The sequence below is a fragment of the Bacillus cereus group sp. BfR-BA-01330 genome (assembly GCF_022663885.1).
GTDB classification, from domain to species: Bacteria; Bacillota; Bacilli; order Bacillales; family Bacillaceae_G; genus Bacillus_A; species Bacillus_A cereus.
In genome coordinates, this window is the sequence record NZ_JAKUGK010000001.1 from 1,065,267 (window position 1) to 1,087,985 (window position 22,719).

Here is a 22,719-nt window from a genome sequence, read left to right on the forward strand (position 1 = left end):
TTTATTTTTTCTGAATATTCTTTTTAAAGGGGGTAATAGTTATGTTGATGCGAACTGCTAAGTGGTGTGGGATTACTTGTTTACAATTATTCGCTGCAATTCTATGTATAATCTGTTTAGGTGCGCTTCCTCGATTATTTAAGGGATTACAAATTGATTTAATTGGTTTTTGGCACACGATTGTGTTTATTGGAGGAAAGTTACTCCAACCTTGGGAAATTACATATGGATTTCGAGATTCGAGGAAATTATTTCCGCAAATATGGATTCATTATTTAGAGACAATGTTTGTATTTATTTCGGCATTTTTACTGTCATTACTTATTGCGTATGTTCTCGTTGTGTGGGTATTACAACGGTCTCAATCAAAGCAACGAATGTGGAATGGGATTTTTGTCGTACTTGAAAGCATCCCAGATATTTTAATAATTTTATTATCGCAACTTCTAGTCGTAATAATCTTTCAAAAGACAGGCTTTATGCCAGTGAAACTAGCGGGGATTGGGGAGGAAAGGGCTCACCTATTGCCAATAATATGTCTAACTTTGCCTACAACACTATTATTTATTAAGCTACTACTATTACGTTTCAGAGAAGAATTAGAGAAAGATTATAGTATATTTGCTAAAAGTAAAGGGCTTAGTTTACGACATATTTTAACAAATCATATTTCAAGAAATGTTTTGTTAACAACAATCTATTATGCAAAAACAAATATTTTATTTATGTTATCAAATTTATATATTATTGAATGGATATTTAATACGTACGGTATGTTTGTTTTTGTAAAAGAAAATTCAAAATTAGAAATATTTACAGTAAGTTTAATTATATTATACGTACCGCTTTTTATACTATTTCGTTTATTACATACGTTTTTACAAAATGTAATAAAGGAGCGTGTTTAGCATGTGGCAAGTTGTAAAAAGAGATGTGAGATTTTGGTTTGGTGTTACTTTTTTAAGCGTACTTATGATTGTTAGTATTGGAAATACTTTATTTTTCGATGGGAATATCCGTGAACTTACGATGATGTATAACGAAAAAGGAGAACTAGAGGCTGCTCCATTTTCACCGTCGAATAAATTTTGGTTCGGTAGTGATGAGAAAGGACGCGATCTTTTCCAGCTAATAATAGAAGGAGCGAAATGGACAGTTGGTGCGAGCGTAATTATAGCGATTCTACGAGTTATAGTTGGAGGAGGTATTGGTTTGCTTCTTGGTATGTATAGCAAACGTTCTTTTCCAGTTATAGCATCTTTTTTTGATCCGTTCAGCATTGTACCTATGGTTATGATTTCTTTTTTTGTGTTAAAGGAAGGTTTAGTGTTTGAAAATGGGACAGTACCAGAGCCGTTTCATTTAAGGGTAATATTTCAAATGGTTATCCTTACATGTTTAGCGGTACCAACAATTATGTTATATACAGCGCAGGAAGTCCGTCGGATAAAAAGAGAAGAATTTATGATGGCAGCAACTGTGCTTGGGGGCAGTAAATGGCATAGAGTGAAAAATCACGTATGGCCACACGTATTACCATCATTTTTTTTACTTGTTGCTCAACAATTTGTGAGTACTTTATTACTTCTCTTGCATCTTGGCTTGTTAGAGTTATTTTTTGGTGGAACAATTATCTTTGGTACAGAGGCAGATAGTGTAACAAAAGAATGGACCGGCCTAATTGGTCAAAACTTCCGTCATTTAACTACTCATACATGGATTGTACTTATACCGATTGCTTTTTATAGTATGACAATTTTAGCTGGAAATCTAATTAGTAATGGCATGCAAGATGCGATTAAGTTAGGAAATGTGAGAAAGCTAGAGAGGGAAAGTAAAGAATTACAAGTAGAGAAACAAGTACAACCAACTATGAATGACTTTTCTTTTTATAGAGAGATACAAAAATAAAAAAGATAGCTGAAGACAAATTGTTTTCAGCTATCTTTTTTCGATTAAAGTGGAGGTAAATCAATCTTACCTTCTTCAAATAATTCTTTTATCATATGCTTCGTATAACCAGCGGCTTGACCAAATGTGATTTTTGCTGGCATTGGTGCTTCGTTAGCATCTACAACTACATCAATAATACACGGTTTATTTTGTTTTACTGCATTTTCGAAAGCGGGAAGGAGTTCATCTAAATTCTCAACACGGTATCCAATACCTCCACACGCCTCTGCATATTTTGCAAAATCAGGGTTCGTTAAATCTGTTTCGAATTCGATATTACCCATAACTTCTTGCTCGAATTTAATCATCGCAATTTTATTATTGTTTAATACGACGACAACGATTGGCAATTTATATTTTACAGCTGTTACGAAGTCATTCATCGTCATTCCAAATCCGCCATCACCACAAACTGCAAATACTTGTTTATCCGGGAATGCAATTTTTCCAGCAAGAGCACCAGGTAAACCGCAACCAAGTGTTGCGAGCCAGCTAGAAATGACAAATTGCTGGTTTGTCATACGGAAGTGTCTTGCGGTCCATACTGTTACATTTCCGACATCGACTGATAGAATTGCGTCATCATGTGCTACTTGCTGCAGAGCATGCATAACGCGTTGTGGTTTAATTGGAATGGAAGAGTCTTCTTCTTGATCGTGTAATTTTTCTTCCCACTTTTTCATCATTTCTTGGTGATGTTCTAAGAAGGAATGGTCTGTGTGTTCTTCAACATTTTCAATTAACCATCGTAATGTTTTATCAGCATCACCAGCTAAACCAATATCTGTCGCATAACGTTTCCCGATTTGGGCAGGATCTGTATCGATATGAATTGTTTTTGCTTTTTCAGGTAAGAAGCCGGTGAACGGATAAGAAGTACCGACCATAATTAAAGTATCTGCATGCTTCATTGCTTCATAAGAAGGTTTCGTTCCAATTAATCCTAATCCACCAATACAAAGAGGGTGTTCATCAGGAATAATTCCTTTAGCTGGTAATGTAAGTACGATTGGAGCACCAATATGTTCTGCCAATGCAAGTAAAGATTCTCTCGCATGTTTTGTTCCTTTTCCAGCTAAAATCACAGGCCTTTTCGCTTCATTTATTGCGAGTTTCGCTGCATCTAAATCGTTTTTTTGTGGAAACAACTCAGGCAAAGTAAAAGAAGTATTTGTAACACGGGCACCATTTTTTACTTCGAATTTAGGGACATCATCTGGAATTGTAAGAACGGATACACCTTTTTTCGTATAAGCCATTCGAATTGCTTGATTCACTACGGCAGGTAGTTGCTCTGCTGACATAATACGCTGGTTATAAACCGCAACATCATCAAACATTCTTTCTAAATTTACTTCTTGGAAAAAGTCCGTTCCAAGTAAATCGGTTTCTACTTGACCTGAAATTGCTAGAACAGGGGCTTTATCGAGTTTCGCATCATATAAACCATTTAATAAATGAATAGCACCAGGTCCTGCAATTGCCATACAAACGCCAAGTTTTCCTGTTAATTTCGCATAGGCAGCCGCTGCTAATGCACCAGCTTCTTCATGGCGAACTTGAATGAATTTAATTTTATCTTGTTTTTTTCTTAAAGCTTCAATGATAGAATTAATGGAATCTCCAGGCATGCCGTATATGTGTTCTACTCCCCAGTCAATTAATAAATCAACTAATGCTTCACCGGCTGTTTTCCCAAACATAATTGTTCCTCCTTATAATAGGTAGATAACATTATGTTTTGGAAAAATAGGAAAAATATACAAATAAGAAAATTTATCTGGTTATTTGTAATCCAAGAATCAGTGTGGGAGGAACAAAAGTTTCACTTTAGCAACTTTAATGATGACCAGCGAATAAAGTGAACACTGTTATTAGTAAAAAACCACTAGTTGCCCACATTAGAAATGTAAGGAAAGAGAGCTGTTTCTTAGCTTTCCAAAGCATTTCATGAATTGTGACATATCCAAGTGAACCAATAGCACTTCCCATAATGAGGCCTTGCAGGTGAAGAGCTTTTCCTTCCATCAAAATGCCAAAAACTGTGCCAGTACCGAGAATAAGAGAAAGTAATAAAGTCGTTAATAAAAAGGAAATATATTTATGTTTTGTAAAAAGAAATGGAATAATTAAAGCTAATCCTTCTGGAATATGGTGAACGACGATTGCTATTAAAAAGGGAATGGCAGAGTCATTATGATTTATAAAAGCTGTACCTAACGCAAATCCACTCGGTATATTATGAATAAATATAGCGAAAGAGAGAAAAAGAAAGGTTTGCCATGCTTGTTGATCTTTTTTATGTATCATTGGATGGTGACAATAGTTATCTAATAAGCCCATAACTAAAATACCGATAGCTATACCAAGTATAGGTCCAATCATTTCATAGCTTGAAAATGTTTCAGGAATAATTTCAAGTGACAATAACCCAAACAAAATACCGCCACATAATGCGTATAAACGATGCATCTTTTCTTCAATGAGTTGGCGTGTTGCTACTCCAACAGCACCGCCTAATAGTAATCCACCGAACGAAAAAAATGTTACAATCATTGGGATCCATAAACGTTCCATAGTATCACACTCCGATTCTATTCCCTTATTTTTAGCTTACGAAAAGAAAAGTTAGATTAGTCCAAGTAATTGTGTTTGAGTATAGAGAAAAAAGTAGTGATTCGTTATAATCTATATATTAAACTTAAGTGAGGAAATGAAAAGGGGAATTGGTTATGCAACAAATTAAAAAAATAGGAAACTCATTTTGGTATATGACACCTGTTTCTGAAACAGATAGACCTATATTAGGAATGGTTGTTGGAAAAGAAAAAACGTTAATGATCGATGCAGGGAATTCAGAAGAACATGCACAATTATTTTTAGAAATGTTAAAAGAACAAAATGTATCAAATCCTGATTTTGTAGCACTAACGCATTGGCATTGGGATCATATTTTTGGATTATCTGTATTACGGAATGCATTAACTATTTCGCACGCTGAAACGAAAAAAGAAATGCAGACAATAGTATCTTATGAATGGACAGATGAAGCGTTGGATGCACGCGTAAAAGAGGGTACTGAAATTGAATTTTGTGCGGATTGCATCAAGAAAGAGTTTGAAGAAAAAGCGAGAAATATTAACATTATTCCTCCGGCCTTAACGTTCCAGGATCAAATGGAATTAGATCTTGGTGAGGTGACATGCGTGTTAAAACATGTGGGCGGAGATCATGCACATGATTCAGTTGTTATGTACATAAAAGAAGAAAAGATATTGTTTTTAGGGGACTGTATATATGCAGATATTTTTTCCTCGAAGTGGAACTATACGACGAAAAGAACGTTTGCATTAATAGATGAATTAGAAAAATTTGATGCTGAGACATATATTCTTTCTCATGGGGAAGCGATAAATCGAGAGGAGTTTTTACAAGAGATTCGCATGTTAAAAGCAGTAGGAACTTATACAGAAGCTCATAAGGGCGATGAAGAGAAGATAAAGGCAGCGTACAAACAAGAACTAGATAGAGAATTAAATGAAGATGAGTTAGAAAAAATAACGTATTTTGTCAATGGTTATGAAATGAATAATCTGTAAGACACTACATTAATCAAATATAATTAAATTGCACAAAAAGAGTATTGAAATTTAATTCAATACTCTTTTAAATATTAAGTCCCAAGCAATTTCTAAATTTTTTGGCTGGTTCATCATCTGGATTTATACCACTTTCAAAACTGGTAGTGAAAGGTAACCACTGCCAATCTTCGCATCCTACAAAAGCTACTCTTGACCAATTCTCAATGAATTCAATGAAATTATTCGCAATCTTATACCCATGTCCTTCTCCATCGTCGTGGCTTAGGTAAATTATTGGAGCATCTATATCATCTTTCATATCAAATGCTAAATAATCTCCATTTCCCACTTCACAAAATGCTAATTTGTTGTGCCAAACTACATCATATTCATCATCTAAATTTGAAAAAAACTCGTCAACCAAGTCTTTACGTTCTTTTTCGAATTTAGAAAGACTTTCTAAACTCCAGTGGGGTGTTCCGCAAAAAATATCAGTAAATTCATTTGGTAGCTCTACATCGTCAGGTAAAAACCAGCGTAAGCTAAAATTTCCTGAGAACTCTAAAAGTACTTCTTTGAAGCTATTTGGTAGTTTAATATCCAGTTTTTCTTCTACTTGGATTATTTGTTCAAGGGAAGATGGTTCATCTATACAAACTTCTTGAACTTCACCACCTATGTATTTAATTCTAGAAGTTATAATTTCTATTCGTTCTTTTAGTAACTCATAATCCATCTTATCACCTCATGTTATATTAATTAAAGTATATCATTCTTAATAAATTTTTTTCGTGTTATTGAGGTTTCAAGTAGCAGCTTTTTTAGCTAATTTAGTAATATATTCAAAGAAAACATCGTGTTTTACATCGTAAACGACATTTACAGGTCGTCCATCAGCAGTTTCCTCTGTACGTCCTTGGCTTGGTCCGTATGTATGAACAATACTATTAATTGTTTCAGTTTTTGCAAGGTTAGTGTTTCCGACAAGCGCGGTAGTTAGTACATCCCATAAATAGTAGGTAGAGTTCGTTGAGAAGTGAACGAGAGGGGGAACCATTGCATAGCATTGACCAAGGAAATCCATACCAATATACTTTCGTTCTTTTGCCCATTGTTCACGTATGTTTATAGTTAACGGAACTTGGTTTGTACTTTCTAGTGTCACTAAGTCGATTTTAATTTTTGCATCCCATACACGAGCCACTGCTTCAGGGTCCCAAAACGAATTCCACTCAGCTGTTCCATCATGCTCTGGTTCATGTACATTGCCTGCTGTAAGAAATGTACCACCCATCCAAACGAGACGTTCAATTTTATCTTCGATGATGGGAGTTTCATATAATGCACGAGCAAGGTCAGTTAGGGGCCCGGTAAATAATAAAGTTGTTTTTCCTTCCGTTTGTAGGAGTGTTTCTATTAAATGGTGATGTGCAGGCTTTGCCACCACGGGTGTTACAACTTTTCCAGACTCATTTAAAATTGGTAAAGCATCTACATAAAATGCATGCATCCGCCAGTCTTTCGGAAACGGGTTTTGCCCGCGAGAGTTTGAAGCGGCTACGGCAATATTACCTTTGCCGAAACGATCGATAATTTTACGACTGGCAGACATTGCGGGTTCTAAATAGCAGTCTGCTGGGATAACAGATACACCGGTAAGTTCAACGTTTTCCATTTGAAGTAATAAAAATAATGAAATTAAATCATCCACGCCGCCATCATGATTGAAGTACACTTTTTTCTTCATTGTAATCTCCATCCTATATGATTTAGTTAGAAATTAAATATGAATTGAGGAGAAGTCATCAATAATTTCCACAACTTCAATTTCGCCATTAATCAGTAGCTCAGGAAGCTCATTTCTAATATTTCCTTTCCAATACTCTCTAGCTTGTTCGATTTTTTGAGAAAAAGGAATGCCATCTTCTTTCGGTAAAAGATTACCGTCACCTTCAAAAGAACTTCCGATTACTCGTAGTTTAACAATCTGTAAAACTTCTCGATTGTAAGAATCAAATAGCGCTCTCCATTTCAAAGCATCCTCATAGCTTTTAGCAGCGTATAAACAAGATAACCTGGAAGGGTATTCAGGGAATTCTTGTAGTCTAACCATTTCTACTATTGTTTCTCTAACTGCTCTAATTGTTTGATCCATATAACTCATAACTACTTTAGCATTTTCATTATTTATATGTAATTCGTCATTTTTATAGTGATTATTTAAAATTTGTATGCCATCTTCACCATTAGCATTTAATTGTTCTCTTTCAAAAAAGAAGTGATATAGAGTATTGTGTTGATTTTTGTTAAAAGGAATCATTTGTCCGATATGCATTTTTTTCCTTGTTACGATGTGATATGCGTAAAATTCTGCTTCATTCATGGTTATCCTCCTAGTAATAATGTAATGCAATGTTAAATTTAGTAATTCAACATTGAAATATATAAAACCTTTATAAGTAAAAGTGAGAATTTGAGTTGAAAGTAAAGAAAATACATGAAAACGTTTTAAATTTGTTCACAAAATGTTCACTTACGAAGGGGGTTCCAATGTCGATATAATGACAAAGACTCAAAGAGAGAGGATGATGAAATTTGCCAACAACAAGAAAGGAAAACCTCCAATTTGGCATGATGATGTGCCTTGGAATGGTTATCGTAATGACGTTTTACAATTTACTAATGAATGAAACAGGAGGATCAATTTATATTAAAGAGATTGCATTAGAACTATTAATTGGCTTTATTATTGCGCTATTAATTGAAATGTGTATAGTTGGACCTTGTGCGAAAAAAATTGTATTCATGTTGCCATTTGATAAATCTAAGAAAATAAATATTATCGTTGCAATGGCGACAACTATGGTAATTGGAATGGTGTTCTTTATGTCATTTTTTGGTATGGCTATGATGCATTTACATGGTGGACTACAAGGAGATTCATTTGTTTCAATTTATTTTTCGATTTTTATTAAAAATTTCATAATGGCATATCCATTACAATTAATTATTATGGGACCGCTTGTACGTTTCTTATTTGCAAAGTTTGTTATGAAAAAGAAATCTTTTAATGTAGCGTAATTTTTATTTATAAAACATTATATATAAATAAAAAACACATCTCGCATTTTTGAGGTGTGTTTTTTTCATTCCAAGTTATTTTCATAGTGATGTGACATTTGTCCTTTTGCCATTATAGGATGATGGTTTTTAATTAAGTCAGAAATAAAGGATGAGGAGATGATTTTTTGAAAGGTATTCTATTTGCTGTTTTTGCGGGGATATTTATAACACTTCAAGGAACCTTTAATGCGAAACTTAGTTCACATATCGGTATATGGTCGACGAGTATTATAACCCATTTAATTGGATTCCTTATTGCAACAACTGTATTTTTGTTAAAGAAAGAAGAGAAAGTAACAGATTTAAAGAGTGTGAAAAAAGTATATTTAGCAGCGGGTGCATTTGGTGGATTCATTATTTGTGCAGAAACTATGGCGATATATTCACTAGGAGTTACATTGACAGCTGGCACACTAATGGTTGCTCAATTGTTAACGGCAACAGTTATTGAAATGAAAGGACTGTTTCATATAAAAAAGATACAGATGGAGAGATATCATATTGTGGGAACAATAGTAATGATTATAGGTATTGTTGTATTTAATATGTAAATGAAAGGAGAAATGAATATGGCGGATAAATCAGGTTTAATTACGCATTATTTGAGAACCAATAAAACGCTCGAGATTTTTTCAGAAATAGATACAGCTTATTTTCAATTAAATCACTTTGAAAAAGGCGAGCTTATTTGCAATATAGATGACGAAATGGATCGTTTATATTTTGTTGTTAAAGGTAAAGTAAAAGTTTACACGATTACACCTGAAGGGAAGAAACTAATCCTTCGCTTTATCAATCCACTCGCAATTGTTGGTGATATTGAATTAATTCAAAATAGCAAAGCACATAATGTCGTTGAAGCTTGTTCAGATGTTGTAGCAATCTCTATTTCTAATACGGTTATTAGAAACAAGTTATTACATGATCCTATATTTATGAAGTTCTTGCTTGAAAACATTGCCAACACGTTAAAAATATCGACTCGTTTTACTGCTCTTAATTTACTTTATCCTGTAGAAGTACGTGTAGCTAGTTATTTGCTTTCAATTTCAACAGATAGTAACGGGAATATGTATAAAGGGGATTTGGATGCAACTTCAGTAACGAGTATTGCAGATTTTATAGGGGTAAGTTATAGGCACGTAATTCGGGTATTACAAAGATTTTATAATGAAAAACTAATTGAAAAGAGTAATGGAGTTATTGTAATTAAAGATTTTTCTAGAATGAAGGAAGTCGCTAAAGATAATATATATGAGCAATGAAAGGGAGAGGAAGATTTTGATTGGATTTAGTTTAGCTATATTAGCAGGAATATTAATTAGCGTACAATCTGTTTTTAATGCAAAAGTAAATGAAAATGTAGGACAGTGGTTAACAACTACATGTGTCCTTGGAATAGGTCTCATTAGTTCTATTCTATTTTATATCATTACAGAAAACAGTATTAACATTAAAGTGTATACTACAAATTATTTGTTTTATGTAAGTGGGTTGTTTGGTATCGGGTTAATTATTTGTATAATGGGTGCAATAAAGAGCTTAGGTCCAGCATATACGGTGCTAATTAGTCTTATTACTCAATTGGTCGTTGCGTTATGCATTGATACATTCGGATTATTTGGAATGGAGAGTGTTCCATTACAAGTAAATAAATTAGTTGGTATAGGTTTATTAATTGTGGGAGTAGGGATTTTTAAAAATCTATTTTCGAATAAGAAAGCTATTCATATAAGAAAGGATAGGGTTTAAAGAATTTAAAGGTAAAAGCTGTTAATGGTCAGAACATATACATATAAATAGTAGTAAGTGATTCAATATATGTTGCAAGATGGTGTACATGATTTGAAAATCGATGAGATTCAACATTTTAGCTCCCACGTAAAGCGCATGCAAGATTTTATCCCGCATTAACGGGCAGTAAGACCCCCACCTGAAAATTCAGCGAAAGCAAAGAAGTTAGGTGGGGAGCGGGCTGCCCGTAAAAGCCTGATTGGTGAGGGCTGATAATCAGTGGGGGATGAGCAAAGCCCCATTGATTAAAGTTTCACTTCACAATTATGTTTCTGCCTTTGATTTTATTAAAATTAACATTTATGACCTAAGTATAAATGTATTGAGCTCTTCTTTACTTTTTATTTTTTGAACCGTAAATGAACAAACTTCAACATTTTTATTAAGTTTACAATTCTCATCATTATACGCGTACTACCGTCCCAATCTTTATTTGTAGCTATATCTTTAAAGAAAGGGGAGCAGTTCAATACTTTTATTGTAGAGGACCATTTTTCTATTGATTTTGGATTATTTACGTAAAAATACATCATAGCCCCGTTATTACCAGATTTCTTTACAGTAGCATTCGAAAGATTCAGTGCGAACTTTGATTCAGCGTCAAAATATAATTCTCCTCCAGGGAAACGTTTTGACATAGCGACTACGATCTTTTTTAAATCTTCTTCTTTAAAGTAATAAAACACACCTGCTGATATAAAAAGAATACCGTCGTTTGGATTATATTTTATATCGTCAAACCAAGAAGTATCAAAAAATGATTTAGCAATGCTAATGTTTCTAGGGGTATCTTCAATTAAAGTTTTGCGAAAAGAGATTGCATCGGGCAAATCAAGATTGTACCAATGTATTGTACCGTTATCGATTCTTGAAAAAGTAGTGTCTAGTCCGGAACCGATGTTTACAATAGTAGCATTCGGGTGTTTTATTATAAATTGTTTTATCGTATCGTCAATTTTTCGTGCACGGGTAATGTATGTGATACATCCGTATTCGCCAAATGTATTTGCTATTGTTGAGAAGTCAAAATCACATTCTTTAATTATTCGAATAGCTTCTATATCATCTAAAATATCCTTATTTTTCTCACTGCCATATGCTCTTCCCCATAGTGGAATAAGCATTGTACCTTGTACAGATTGCAAATCTAATTCTTTAACCATGAAACATCCTCCGTTTAATAATAAACAATATATTTAGTCGTTATTTAACATTTTTGAGAGCATTGTATTTGTTTTATATAGTCCATAAGTTAAATCCCGCCTATCTTCTTCAGATAACTTTTCGAGGTTTACTGTGAAATTATTATATATTTGTTTCCATCTCTCATAATGTACTTTTTCAGCTTTTTCTGTCAGAGAGATTAATATAGCTCTTTTGTCTACCAAATCTTGCTTTTTTATGATGTATCCGTTTTGTTCTAAGTTACGCACTGTTACACTTAATTGTTGTTTAGGGATGTTTAAATAACTAGCAATCATTTTTAAGTTTACAGGCACCTTTTGCTGGGCGATATACTCTACTACGTGTTGTTCTAAATGTGTAAATTCTAAGGATTTCTCCGATAGTAATTTAAAAGTACCTGACATATTTAATAATAAATTCATGTATTCGTTTAATAATTCGTTTTGGTTCATTGTTTTTGATTCCTTTATGAATTTAGTTATTATTTTATTACTAAATTTACTATAAATCAATTGAAATTACTCTTTATAGTAAATGAACGTTTACTAATAACTGTTTTTTTTGAATTTATGTGGAATGAATTATGGAGGTGCGAGAAGTGGTTTTAGGGAACGAGAATATAACCGAATATAAAATATTACTAAACATATATAACTAATGAATACAATGTCTTTTTCAGTTATTAAGTTGTAAAAGATTTTATGATAAAATCTTTTACATAATTTAATAAAGGGGTAGTTTTCAATGGGTTATTTCTCAAATGGTTTATTAGTTTTGTTTGTGCTAATCGTATGCAGTTGTATATTTTTTGGTTGATAATATAATGAGATTCTTATATAAAAGAAGTTATCTTAAGTGAGATAACTTCTTTTTATTTTATGTTGAGAAGGAATTCTATCTTTCTTATTGAAGTTTGTTCTAGTTATTTTTACATCGATCAGATTTGTGTAATGGGAATTTTATGAAATATAAACAAGCCAGAGAATAGGGAGTATTTACATGGAAAATAGTATACGCTACACAAGTGAACAACCTACAGATTTTAATGGATTATTATCCTTATACGAATCTTTAGAATGGAATTCTCTTAAATTAACGGTTAACGAGTTAGAACGAATGTGTAAGCAAAGTTGGTATGCAATTTATGTTTTTGATGATAAGAGGTTAGTAGGGATGGGGCGTGTCATATCAGATGGAGTCATAACAGGCATTATTTGTGGAGTTGGTGTATTGCCAAAATATCAGTCTAGTGGCATCGGAAAAGAAATAGTGAAACGATTAATCCAGCACTGTGAACAAAACAAGGTTATTCCACAACTTATGTGTGTAGAAAAATTGCAATCTTACTATGAATCTATAGGGTTTGAGGCATTCTCTATTGGTATGACAAAACATATTATAAGATAGAGGTGCTTTATTCCGCTATTTGCCGGGCAGTAAAACCCCCACTGATTAAAGTTTCACTTTATATTTTCAGTTTACTCGTACATATTTTCAAACTTCAACATAAAGGAGAGTGGCTGTATGGAGATTGCTAAAGGGATAGAAATGTTACAACTTGAATTTCAAGAATTTGTTATTCATCCAATTCTTTTATGGGATGATGAAATGGCAGTTCCCAGGACAAATTGAAGATATACAAGTAGAGATGGAAAAGGTTGGGGTATCATTTGATAAGTTAAAAGTCGTGATTTTGACGCATCAGGATATTGATCATATAGGTAGTCTTCCGGAATTGTTGCAGCGCTGTCGAAGTAATATTAAAGTTTATGCGCACGAACTAGATAAGCCATATATCGAGGGGGATTTACCTTTATTGAAGGACGGAAATATAGAGAACCGACCAAAAGGAAAAGTGAGTGATACTGTGATTGATGGGCAAGAACTTCCGTATTGCGGTGGAATACTAATTCTTCATACTCCAGGTCATATTAGTTTATATTTGAAACAAAGCAAAATTCTTGTCGCTGGAGACTCGATGTATAGTGTGAATGGAGTGTTAGGAGGAGTTCATGCCCCAACAACTTTAAATATTATGGAAGCACGGCAGTCTTTGAAGAAGTATTTAAATCTAGATATTGAATCTGTAGTTTGTTACCATGGGGGATTAAGCATGGGGAATATAAAAATTCAACTTCAAAATTTGTAAAAGTTAAAGTGAAATTTTTTGTTAAACAGCATTGAAGTATAATCTGATTATTAGTATATAAATAAATTATAAAAGAGCATGTTTGAAAAAATTCAAACATGCTCTTTTATTAAAGCAAATCAGTTTAATATGAATGACCTAATCCGTTCCAATAAAAAGAAACGATTTCTTGTGATAATTCATCTATATTTGCAAGAATAGGATTGTAATTTTCATCTTTAAAATTCCCAATTGATAATAAAGATACGAAAGCATGAGCCGCAAATTTAGCGTTTCCTTTCGGGATTTCTCCGATGTGCATCGCATTATCGAGTGCTTTTTCTAGTACTTCATACATATTATCTTCAGCATTTTTTAATTCTTTCAATTGTTCTTCAGATAACGACAGTTTTGCATCTTTCATAAAATTTTTCATATCAATATCCATCGTTGCGTGTAAGTAAACTTTAGCGAAGTCTAATAATCTTTCTTCTAACGTTTTGTTTGTAGAGAGTATTTGAAACATATTCTCACGTATACGTACCATCATTTCGATCATAGTAGCAGTAAATAAATCGGCTTTTGTTGAATAGTAATAGTAGACAGTTGCTTTCGTAACACCACAAACTTTTGCGACCTCATCCATAGAAACGACTTGATAATTTTGTGTAAGAAATAAGCGGGTTGCTACTTCTAAAATGGTTTCTTTTGTAGATTTTGTATTTTTATTTTGACGCGGTCTTCCGAGAGGACGTTGTTTTTGTTCCAAATACATTCGCTCCTGACATTTATGATTGAGATAATTATAACATAATTTTCAATCATTCTTGATTAATTAACCGACCAGTATATATAATTAATAATGGAGGAAAAAAGGAAGGTGGGTTTTTATGAAAAAGCACCCGTTACATATGTTAGGGAGGCTTGTAGCAGGGAGAAATACGCAGTGGATCACTTTATTGGTGTGGATTTTTATTACATTATTACTTTCATTTACGTTACCACAAGTAAACAGTACGAAAGAACCGAATCCGAAAAATTTACCTGAAACAGCTATGTCACAGCAAGCGGAAGCGCTTATGAAAAAAGAGTTTCCGAATAATGCAGGGAATCCGTTGTTAGTAGTATGGTATAGAGATGGTGGATTACAGTCACAGGATTATAAACTCATACAAGATGTTTATAAGGAGTTAAAAGCTAGTCCTTTAAAAGAACAATCAACGTTACCACCATTTGATACAATCCCAGAGCAAGTATTATCAAAAAGTGCGTCAAAAGATGGTACATCATTTGTTACACCGGTATTTTTTAATAAATCTGCTGGTACGGATATATTAAAAGGAAATCTTGAAGAGTTTAGAAAAATAGTGAATAGTAAGGTGGATGAAGATCCATTTAAACAAAAAATAAGTGAATCTGGTTTACATGTTCGATTATCAGGACCTGTAGGTATTCAAACGGATGCAGTTAGTTTATTTAGTCAAGCAGATGTGAAATTGTTAGTGGCTACTGTACTACTAGTGTTAGTTTTGTTAATTTTACTGTATCGTTCACCAATTTTAGCGATTTTACCTATACTTGTTGTTGGCTTTGCATACGGTATTATTAGTCCTACACTCGGTTTTTTAGCTGATCACGGATGGATTAAAGTAGATGCCCAAGCGATATCAATTATGACAGTATTATTGTTTGGCGCTGGAACGGACTATTGTCTATTTTTAATTTCGAGATATAGAGAGTACTTGTTAGAAGAAGAAAGTAAATATAAAGCATTGCAACTTGCGATTAAAGCATCTGGCGGTGCAATAATAATGAGTGCGTTAACTGTTGTACTTGGATTAGGAACATTACTACTTGCTCATTATGGTGCCTTTCATCGATTTGCAGTACCATTTAGTGTTGCTGTATTTATAATGGGAATCGCGGCTTTAACAATTTTACCAGCACTATTATTAATTTTCGGTAGAATTGCATTTTTCCCGTTTATACCGAGAACAACTTCAATGAATGAGGAGTTTGCAAGAAAGAAAAAGAGGGCTGTAAAAGTTAAAAAATCAAAAGGCTCCTTTAGTAAAAAACTTGGAGATATTGTAGCACGAAGACCATGGACAATAATTATGCTAACTGTATTTGTATTAGGCGGATTGGCTTCATTCGTACCACGTATTCAATACACATATGACTTATTAGAGTCGTTTCCAAAGGATATGCCTTCTCGTGAAGGGTTTACGTTAATTAGTGATCATTTCTCAGCTGGTGAACTAGCACCAATAAAAGTTGTTGTTGATACGAAAGGCAAAGAGCTTCCTGTTAAACAAGAACTAGAGAAATTTTCTTTCGTAAATACAGTGAAAGAGCCAAAAGAGGGAAAAGAAAATAAGCAAATACAAATGTATGAAGTTTCTTTAGCGGAAAATCCATACGCAATTGAAGCATTAGATCAAATTCCTAAATTGAAAAACAGTGTAGAAAAAGTATTAAAAGATGCTGGGATTAGTAATGCTGAAGAGCAATTGTGGATTGGTGGAGAAACAGCTTCATTATATGATACAAAGCAAATTACTGAACGTGATGAATCAGTAATTATTCCAGTAATGATTAGCATTATCGCTTTACTATTACTTGTCTATTTACGATCGGTTGTTGCAATGGTTTATTTAATTGTAACTGTTGTCTTATCATTCTTCTCAGCGTTAGGAGCAGGATGGATATTACTTCATTACGGTATGGGAGCGCCGGCCATTCAAGGTGCGATACCATTGTACGCATTCGTATTTTTAGTTGCTTTAGGTGAAGATTATAATATCTTTATGGTTTCAGAAATATGGAAAAACAGAAAGACACAAAATCACTTGGATGCAGTAAAAAATGGTGTAATACAAACAGGTAGTGTTATTACATCGGCAGGTTTAATTTTAGCAGGAACTTTTGCAGTGTTAGGTACACTTCCAATTCAAGTATTAGTTCAATTTGGTATTGTAACTGCAATTGGAGTATTATTAGATACGTTTATCGTAAGACCGTTACTTGTACCCGCGATTACAGTAGTTTTAGGCCGATTTGCTTTTTGGCCAGGTAAACTTTCAAGAAAGAGTGAAGAAACACAAAAGGTGGATGCATAGTTAAAAAAGCCAAGGATATTTTCCTTGGCTTTTTTCAATGTAGTTAATTAATTTTTTGAAGTCAAATCATCAGCTGCAGCGTGATCAGCATCTTCAATTGTTGTTTCGGGCATCCCGTATAAGCCGTTCATTGCTTGTTCTTCGATAGTAAGATTTGCAGTATTATTATTTTGAATAGATGTAGTGTTTTCAGTAACATTTTCTTTTTTATTCATATTTTTGTTATTCATGTATGGATCCTCCAAATTTCATTTGATTTATCTATAGTATGTGGATGGATTTCCAGAAATATGTGAATTTATTCTTACATATGTTATATAATTAAATAAATAATTAGGGTGAATTGTAAACTGTTAGGAGTGAACAATTATGGTGAAAGCAAGGGAATTAGCCTTCTAAAATAAAAAGAAAATTTTAGGAGGCTATTAGAATGAAGTTTCATGTAATTGATAGAGAAGATTGGAATAGAGAGCGGTATTTTGAGCATTATTTAAAGTTGAAATGTACATTTAGTATGACTGTGAATGTTGATATCACGATGTTATTAGGGGAAGTATATCAAAAGGGAATAAAATTTTATCCCGTTTTTATATATTTAATTTCTAGAGTAGTAAATAATCATAAAAAATTTCGAACATGTTTTAACGATGAAGGAGTTTTAGGCTATTGGGAGGAAATGATACCGAGTTATACAATCTTTCATAAAGATGATAAGTCTTTTTCAAGTATATGGACGGATTATTCAAGTGATTTCCGCACTTTCTATAATAATTATGAAGACGATATGAGATGCTATGCTAATGTTCATGGTCTTTTCACGAAAGAAAATATTCCGCCTAATGTATTTCCGATTTCTAGCATACCTTGGATTAGTTTTACTGGATTTAATCTTAATATTAATAATGATGAAAATTTTCTATTGCCAATTATAACTTGTGGGAAATATTTTAACGAAGGAAACAAGGTTATGCTACCAGTTTCATTACAAGTACATCATTCGGTTTGTGATGGATATGATGGGAGTCAATTTATAGAAGACTTACAGCAGTTAAGTAATACTTGCAACGAGTGGCTTAAGTAATATCTAATTTTTAATTATATAAAGTGAAACTTTAATCAGTGGGGTGTCAGCCCCCGCTGATTATTAGCCCGACCCCCACCTAATTTCTTTGCTTTCGCTGAATTTTGAGGTGGGGGTCCTACTGCCCGGCAAATAGCGGGATAAAATTGAAAATGAATAAAAGAAGAGAACATGTTTATATTACATGGTCTCTTTTTATTATTCATTAATACTAAGCAATCGTGGAAAATGTAGGGTGATTTGTAGTTTAATAGTAAAGAGGGTGATTAGTGTTAATTTTCTTTGTTTTTAAAAAATTAAGAATATAAATGTTTTAATAGGGGGTAATAAAGTGAATTGATAATTATGCCATTCACAAAAATGGTTGGTTTGTAATAATGAAGGGGAAAACGAAAATGACGAAAATATCTATAGAAAAAGCTACAATTTTAGATGCTGAGAAATTAACAGAAATAATGAAAAGAACATTTGATGCAGAAGCAAAACAATGGCTATACGGCCAAGATGATGTCATTGATTATAACATTCAACCGCCAGGATATTCTTCAGTTGAAATGATGGAATATTCCATTGAAGAATTGGATTCTTTCAAAGTTGTAATGGATAAAGAAATAATCGGAGGGATAATAGTTACGATTTCTGGTAAGTCGTACGGTCGAATTGATCGTATTTTTGTAGATCCTGTTTATCAAGGAAAAGGAATTGGATCATATGTTATGAAATTAATAGAAAAGGAATATCCGAACATAAAGATTTGGGATCTCGAAACATCTAGTAGACAAATTAACAATCATCACTTTTATAAAAAGATGGGTTACCAAATGATTTTTGAATCGGAAGATGAGTATTGTTACGTGAAAAGAATAAAAACAAGCTCAAACAAAGCGAGTGTAGTTACAAATAAAGATATGAAAAATAGTCAATACGAAAACTGTAATTTAGCAAATACAGAGTATTATCAAGTGAATTTAAAAAACAGTTCATTTGTTGGTAGCAATATAATGAATATGAATATGAGTAATTGTAATGTAAGTCAATCCAAGTTTAGAAATATAAATTTTAGAAGGTCATCATATGCAGATTTAAATCTTTCTGGCAGTAAATTTAATTTGGTGACTTTAGGTGGAGTGCAATTTAAAAATACAAGTCTCGGAGATGAGAAGGAACCTATTGTATTCGATAAATGTGATTTGGAAGGTAGCACTATAAGTAATAGTAATCTGAAAAATATTGAAATAGAAAATTGTGATATAGTCGGCATGAAACTAAATGGTATTCTGATTGAAAATTTGCTTGATTTATATAACAAGGTGAAAAGTTAACCAAATCCATATAGTCGTTAATATTTTTGGAAATTAAGTATTATATCGAAATAATTATGTAAAAATGACATAAAGAAATACGGGCGAGAAGGTCATTCGTGAACGTTTCTAGAATACACACAAATATATTGTTATTTATATGGAGGAGAGAAAGATGGGAATCAACGTTAGAGCAGTAGAAATACAAGATGCTAGAGCAATTCATCGTATATGTATACAGGATGACGTTTTACCGTATATGGTTTTCTTACCTAGCATGCGTGTAGAAGCTATGGAAAATAGAATTCGAAATTTAGCACCAAATCAATTTGAATTTGTTGCAGAATATGATGGAGAAGTTGTTGGGTTTGTAGGTTTAACACAAAGTCCGGGCCGAAGATCTCATTCAGGCGATTTATTCATTGGAGTAGACAGTGAATATCATAATAAAGGAATTGGGAGAGCACTTCTTACGAAGATGCTTGATCTGGCTGATAATTGGTTAATGTTAGAGAGAGTAGAACTAGGTGTGTTAGAAACGAATCCAAAAGCAAAAGCTTTATATGAAAAATTTGGATTTGTAGAAGAGGGAGTAAAGATAGGGAATTTGAAAGCTCATGGAAAGTTTATTAATGAAATTATGATGAGTCGTTTTAGACCGAATGGTTTAATTGTACATAATGAATAGTTAAAAGCATGACAGTATACTGTCATGCTTTTTTATTAGAACTTGGCTGCAATAAAAATAATACTAAACCAATAAAAATAACGGTAATTCCTAGTCCTTGTTGTAAAGAAATGGTCTCATGTAATATAAAGTACGCTAGTATACAAGTGCCAATTGTTTCACCTAAAATACTCATTGAAATTACAGTAGCACTCATCCATTTTAATAACCAATTAAAAATGGTTTGTCCTAAAATTGTAGCAATGAAAGCTAATCCAATAAAACACAACCAAGTTTGTGTAGAATAATGGATGAAAGATTCTTGTTGCGTGAAAGCAAATATGCCAAGAAAGCCAGCACTACTTCCATAACTAATTACTGAATAGGGTATAAGTGACAAATCTTTACGAACGTGTTGGCTAATGAAAAAATAAGCAGTAATGATACCGGCAGCAATAAATGCTAAAATATCTCCATATAAAGCTTCTCCACTAATTTGGAAGTCTTGCCAGCCAATGATGATACTACCTGAAATAGCGATGAGGCAACCAATAACCGCTCCTTTCGTAAATCTTTCCTTAAATAAAAAATAACCACCAATCATTGAGAACAAAGGTTGTAACGTTACGATAACTGTAGAGCTTGCTACAGAAGTATATTGTAATGATTCAAACCATAGTACATAATGTGCAGCTAAAAATAGCCCAGATATGAATCCGAATGTCCATTGTTTTTTCGTTAAAGTTTTTAGCTCATTTCGACTATTTTTATTAAATAGTAATAACGGTAACAGGATTAGTGTGGCAAAGAATAATCGGTAAAAAGCAATGATTGTCGCAGGAGCATCTGCCAATTTTACAAAGATTGCTGAAGTTGATAAGGCGAATACACCAAAAAATAAGATGAAATATGAAAGAATAGGTGATTTCAAAGTTTGTCCCTCCGATAGAGTGTTTATTATAATAAACTTAATACGATATAATGTACAAAGGTAAGTATATAAGTCCCGGAGATAATAGGAAAGGATTATTTGCCTTTGTTTAGTATGTCAGCACAAAGACAATGAAATATGCATTATGATGGATGAAAGGAAGTTTTACTATGATACATGATAGGCTTGGACAAACAGTATTAAGTTATCGTAAGAAAAATAATATGACAATTCGTGAATTCGCTGATTATGCAGGGATTAGTACATCACTAATTAGCCAAATTGAAAGAGGACATGCTAATCCTTCTTTAAATGTTTTGGAGTTAATTGCAAAAGCATTAAATGTACCGCTGTTTACACTTTTTATTAATGATATCGATACAGATTCGCTCATTTCTAAGAAAAAAGATCGAAAAAAAGTATATCGGGAAAACAATGATCACATTGTATATGATGTATTAACACCTGATTTTATGAAAGCACGTATTGAAATGTTAATGATGGATTTAAATAAACGAGCAAACACAACAGAAAGCCATTATTCCCATGAAGATAAGGAAGAGATTGCTGTTATTATGAAAGGGGAAGTGTATGTGGAATTGGAGGGAAAAGAATATTATTTAGAAGAAGGCGATGTTGTACGTATTCCACCGAATGTGAAGCATCGATTTTTGAATAAAAGTGATGAATCGAATCACATTTTATTTGTACTGACACCATCTTTAGGATGAAAATATAGTGATTTTTAATAGGGGAGAAAGAAAATGGAAAAAAGTATTTTGAAAGGCGGTCTTTCAATTATTTCTCAATGTAAAAAAGAAACAAATGATATTTGGCATGCACATTTTGGAGCAGCTGCAATTGCTAGTTATTTTTTTATGAAAGATAATAATATTGATGAAGAAACAGCTCGTAATATGTATTCGCAAACAAGGATGATGCTGAACAAGAAAAAAATTGGTGAGATGATTGATGATAAAAAAGAAATAGATTTTAAAATTGCGGAAAATATGATTATAAAATCTTTAGAACAAACGATTGATGAGCTTCATTGGGTGGGGCATAACGTCATTTATGCGTCATTAAGTTTATTAGCTATGAAAGAGCTACAAAAATGGGGTGATAATCAAGCAATTAAAGGGATTACTACTCTTATTTTATCATTTCGAAAAACAATTCCAGGTAGATCGTGGATTGGTTATACGACGAAAGAAGTAAAACAATTAAGTTTTGAAGAGGAGATACAAAGTGAATTGAGTAATCCAACACAAGTATCTCAGTTCATTTTAAATGAGTTATCGAAATTTAATAGTATTTATCGAGCGGAATCACATCATGATTTAATTGGGCATTTGCTTACATACTCCCACGCAATTAATATAATGTACGATTTAGGACATATAGATATATTTCAACGAGGGATACGTCCGCTGTTAAAACTAGTATACGTACTAAGAGCTAGCCAAAAGCTCAAGCTGAATACGGAAATAACTTTACACTCACCTATAGATCGATTACCTTTAATTCAATCTAAACGTGCAAATATTTTACCAACTGAAAATATATTTTGGATAAAAGACTATAGTGAATTCGATTGGGATTTTGGTCATGTATTTAAATTCTCATATAGTTATTTTAATCATATACAGAGAGCTCCAAATTATAAAGATATCACATTAGAAAAATTCCGTTATGTTATTCATTCTTAATGAACGTTAATGATCTGTAAAAGGAAGCTTAATCTAGTTTCTTTTTTTGTTAGTAGTATATTATTTTTTCAAATATGTAAGATTTTACATGCGTATTTTACTTTTACTAATTATGTAAGTAGGCTATACTGAAATACATACATT

Annotated in this window: 24 protein-coding genes and 1 pseudogene; 15 read left to right on the plus strand and 10 right to left on the minus strand. The window is 32.8% G+C overall.

Annotation, left to right across the window (positions count from 1 at the left end; all coding sequences use genetic code 11):
• The first annotated feature begins 41 nt into the window (after positions 1-41).
• Positions 42-908: an ABC transporter permease subunit gene (locus tag MR112_RS05450; protein ID WP_242244832.1), complete on the plus strand. Its 867-nt coding sequence runs from the start codon at positions 42-44 to the stop codon at positions 906-908.
• A 1-nt stretch (position 909) separates the two neighbouring features.
• The gene (locus MR112_RS05455) at positions 910-1,911 is read left to right on the plus strand and encodes an ABC transporter permease subunit (RefSeq protein ID WP_242244833.1); all 1,002 of its coding nucleotides are present in this window, start codon (positions 910-912) and stop codon (positions 1,909-1,911) included.
• A 44-nt stretch (positions 1,912-1,955) separates the two neighbouring features.
• Here the strand turns inward: MR112_RS05455 and MR112_RS05460 are convergent, their stop codons facing one another.
• Both MR112_RS05460 and MR112_RS05465 read right to left on the minus strand, forming a co-directional pair.
• Positions 1,956-3,656, minus strand: coding sequence for a pyruvate oxidase (locus MR112_RS05460; protein ID WP_000467241.1), 1,701 nt, complete (start codon positions 3,654-3,656; stop codon positions 1,956-1,958).
• Between the two features lie 136 nt (positions 3,657-3,792).
• Positions 3,793-4,530, minus strand: coding sequence for a ZIP family metal transporter (locus MR112_RS05465; RefSeq protein ID WP_000440615.1), 738 nt, complete (start codon positions 4,528-4,530; stop codon positions 3,793-3,795).
• A gap of 155 nt (positions 4,531-4,685) precedes the next feature.
• Here MR112_RS05465 and MR112_RS05470 point away from each other — a divergent pair, with 155 nt between their 5' ends.
• The gene (locus tag MR112_RS05470; RefSeq protein WP_001184098.1) at positions 4,686-5,552 is read left to right on the plus strand and encodes an MBL fold metallo-hydrolase; all 867 of its coding nucleotides are present in this window, start codon (positions 4,686-4,688) and stop codon (positions 5,550-5,552) included.
• Between the two features lie 67 nt (positions 5,553-5,619).
• On the opposite strand, the gene MR112_RS05475 is transcribed toward MR112_RS05470, so the two are convergent.
• The 3 genes from MR112_RS05475 to MR112_RS05485 form a co-directional block, all read right to left on the minus strand.
• Positions 5,620-6,270, minus strand: a complete 651-nt coding sequence (locus MR112_RS05475; protein WP_242244834.1) for an SMI1/KNR4 family protein — start codon at positions 6,268-6,270, stop codon at positions 5,620-5,622.
• Positions 6,271-6,339: 69 nt separating this feature from the next.
• Positions 6,340-7,293, minus strand: coding sequence for a nucleoside hydrolase (locus MR112_RS05480; protein ID WP_085964407.1), 954 nt, complete (start codon positions 7,291-7,293; stop codon positions 6,340-6,342).
• A gap of 21 nt (positions 7,294-7,314) precedes the next feature.
• Positions 7,315-7,917, minus strand: coding sequence for a DUF2441 domain-containing protein (locus MR112_RS05485; RefSeq protein WP_006918613.1), 603 nt, complete (start codon positions 7,915-7,917; stop codon positions 7,315-7,317).
• A gap of 212 nt (positions 7,918-8,129) precedes the next feature.
• On the opposite strand from MR112_RS05485, the gene MR112_RS05490 reads away from it, so the two are divergent.
• From MR112_RS05490 to MR112_RS05505, 4 genes are all read left to right on the plus strand, one after another.
• The gene (locus tag MR112_RS05490) at positions 8,130-8,615 is read left to right on the plus strand and encodes a DUF2798 domain-containing protein (protein WP_006918614.1); all 486 of its coding nucleotides are present in this window, start codon (positions 8,130-8,132) and stop codon (positions 8,613-8,615) included.
• 167 nt (positions 8,616-8,782) lie between these two features.
• The gene (locus tag MR112_RS05495) at positions 8,783-9,208 is read left to right on the plus strand and encodes a DMT family transporter (protein WP_063536324.1); all 426 of its coding nucleotides are present in this window, start codon (positions 8,783-8,785) and stop codon (positions 9,206-9,208) included.
• Positions 9,209-9,226: 18 nt separating this feature from the next.
• Positions 9,227-9,922, plus strand: a complete 696-nt coding sequence (locus tag MR112_RS05500; RefSeq protein WP_134208046.1) for a Crp/Fnr family transcriptional regulator — start codon at positions 9,227-9,229, stop codon at positions 9,920-9,922.
• Positions 9,923-9,938: 16 nt separating this feature from the next.
• Positions 9,939-10,409 (plus strand): DMT family transporter, encoded by a 471-nt coding sequence (locus MR112_RS05505; protein ID WP_086404653.1) that lies wholly within the window; start codon positions 9,939-9,941, stop codon positions 10,407-10,409.
• Between the two features lie 383 nt (positions 10,410-10,792).
• On the opposite strand, the gene MR112_RS05510 is transcribed toward MR112_RS05505, so the two are convergent.
• A complete protein-coding gene (locus tag MR112_RS05510; protein ID WP_086404654.1) occupies positions 10,793-11,614 on the minus strand; it encodes a class I SAM-dependent methyltransferase in 822 nt (273 codons plus the stop codon).
• Between the two features lie 33 nt (positions 11,615-11,647).
• On the minus strand, positions 11,648-12,088 hold the full coding sequence (locus MR112_RS05515; protein ID WP_086404655.1) for a MarR family winged helix-turn-helix transcriptional regulator: 441 nt from the start codon (positions 12,086-12,088) through the stop codon (positions 11,648-11,650).
• Positions 12,089-12,635: 547 nt separating this feature from the next.
• Between MR112_RS05515 and MR112_RS05520 the strand changes: the two genes are divergently transcribed.
• A complete protein-coding gene (locus tag MR112_RS05520; RefSeq protein WP_017657653.1) occupies positions 12,636-13,043 on the plus strand; it encodes a GNAT family N-acetyltransferase in 408 nt (135 codons plus the stop codon).
• Positions 13,044-13,160: 117 nt separating this feature from the next.
• Positions 13,161-13,785: pseudogene (locus MR112_RS05525) on the plus strand (MBL fold metallo-hydrolase).
• A gap of 124 nt (positions 13,786-13,909) precedes the next feature.
• On the opposite strand, the gene MR112_RS05530 reads toward MR112_RS05525, so the two are convergent.
• Positions 13,910-14,533 (minus strand): TetR/AcrR family transcriptional regulator, encoded by a 624-nt coding sequence (locus MR112_RS05530; protein ID WP_140158355.1) that lies wholly within the window; start codon positions 14,531-14,533, stop codon positions 13,910-13,912.
• 121 nt (positions 14,534-14,654) lie between these two features.
• On the opposite strand from MR112_RS05530, the gene MR112_RS05535 reads away from it, so the two are divergent.
• A complete protein-coding gene (locus MR112_RS05535; RefSeq protein WP_086404657.1) occupies positions 14,655-16,886 on the plus strand; it encodes an MMPL family transporter in 2,232 nt (743 codons plus the stop codon).
• A gap of 47 nt (positions 16,887-16,933) precedes the next feature.
• Here MR112_RS05535 and MR112_RS05540 read toward each other — a convergent pair whose 3' ends face one another.
• Positions 16,934-17,116: a DUF4021 domain-containing protein gene (locus tag MR112_RS05540; RefSeq protein WP_001060657.1), complete on the minus strand. Its 183-nt coding sequence runs from the start codon at positions 17,114-17,116 to the stop codon at positions 16,934-16,936.
• A gap of 200 nt (positions 17,117-17,316) precedes the next feature.
• Between MR112_RS05540 and catA the strand changes: the two genes are divergently transcribed.
• From catA to MR112_RS05555, 3 genes are all read left to right on the plus strand, one after another.
• Positions 17,317-17,967 carry a type A chloramphenicol O-acetyltransferase gene (gene catA / locus MR112_RS05545; protein ID WP_086404658.1) on the plus strand — a complete coding sequence of 217 codons (651 nt, stop codon included), beginning with the start codon at positions 17,317-17,319 and terminating at the stop codon, positions 17,965-17,967.
• Between the two features lie 377 nt (positions 17,968-18,344).
• Entirely contained in the window at positions 18,345-19,289 is a 945-nt protein-coding gene (locus MR112_RS05550; RefSeq protein WP_140158356.1) for a GNAT family N-acetyltransferase, read from the plus strand.
• Between the two features lie 154 nt (positions 19,290-19,443).
• A complete protein-coding gene (locus MR112_RS05555) occupies positions 19,444-19,956 on the plus strand; it encodes a GNAT family N-acetyltransferase (protein WP_000512619.1) in 513 nt (170 codons plus the stop codon).
• 22 nt (positions 19,957-19,978) lie between these two features.
• Here MR112_RS05555 and MR112_RS05560 read toward each other — a convergent pair whose 3' ends face one another.
• A complete protein-coding gene (locus tag MR112_RS05560) occupies positions 19,979-20,866 on the minus strand; it encodes a DMT family transporter (RefSeq protein WP_000841810.1) in 888 nt (295 codons plus the stop codon).
• Positions 20,867-21,036: 170 nt separating this feature from the next.
• On the opposite strand from MR112_RS05560, the gene MR112_RS05565 reads away from it, so the two are divergent.
• The gene (locus MR112_RS05565) at positions 21,037-21,597 is read left to right on the plus strand and encodes a helix-turn-helix domain-containing protein (RefSeq protein ID WP_000581032.1); all 561 of its coding nucleotides are present in this window, start codon (positions 21,037-21,039) and stop codon (positions 21,595-21,597) included.
• Positions 21,598-21,630: 33 nt separating this feature from the next.
• Entirely contained in the window at positions 21,631-22,575 is a 945-nt protein-coding gene (locus MR112_RS05570; RefSeq protein ID WP_226368448.1) for a hypothetical protein, read from the plus strand.
• The last annotated feature ends 144 nt before the right edge of the window (positions 22,576-22,719 follow it).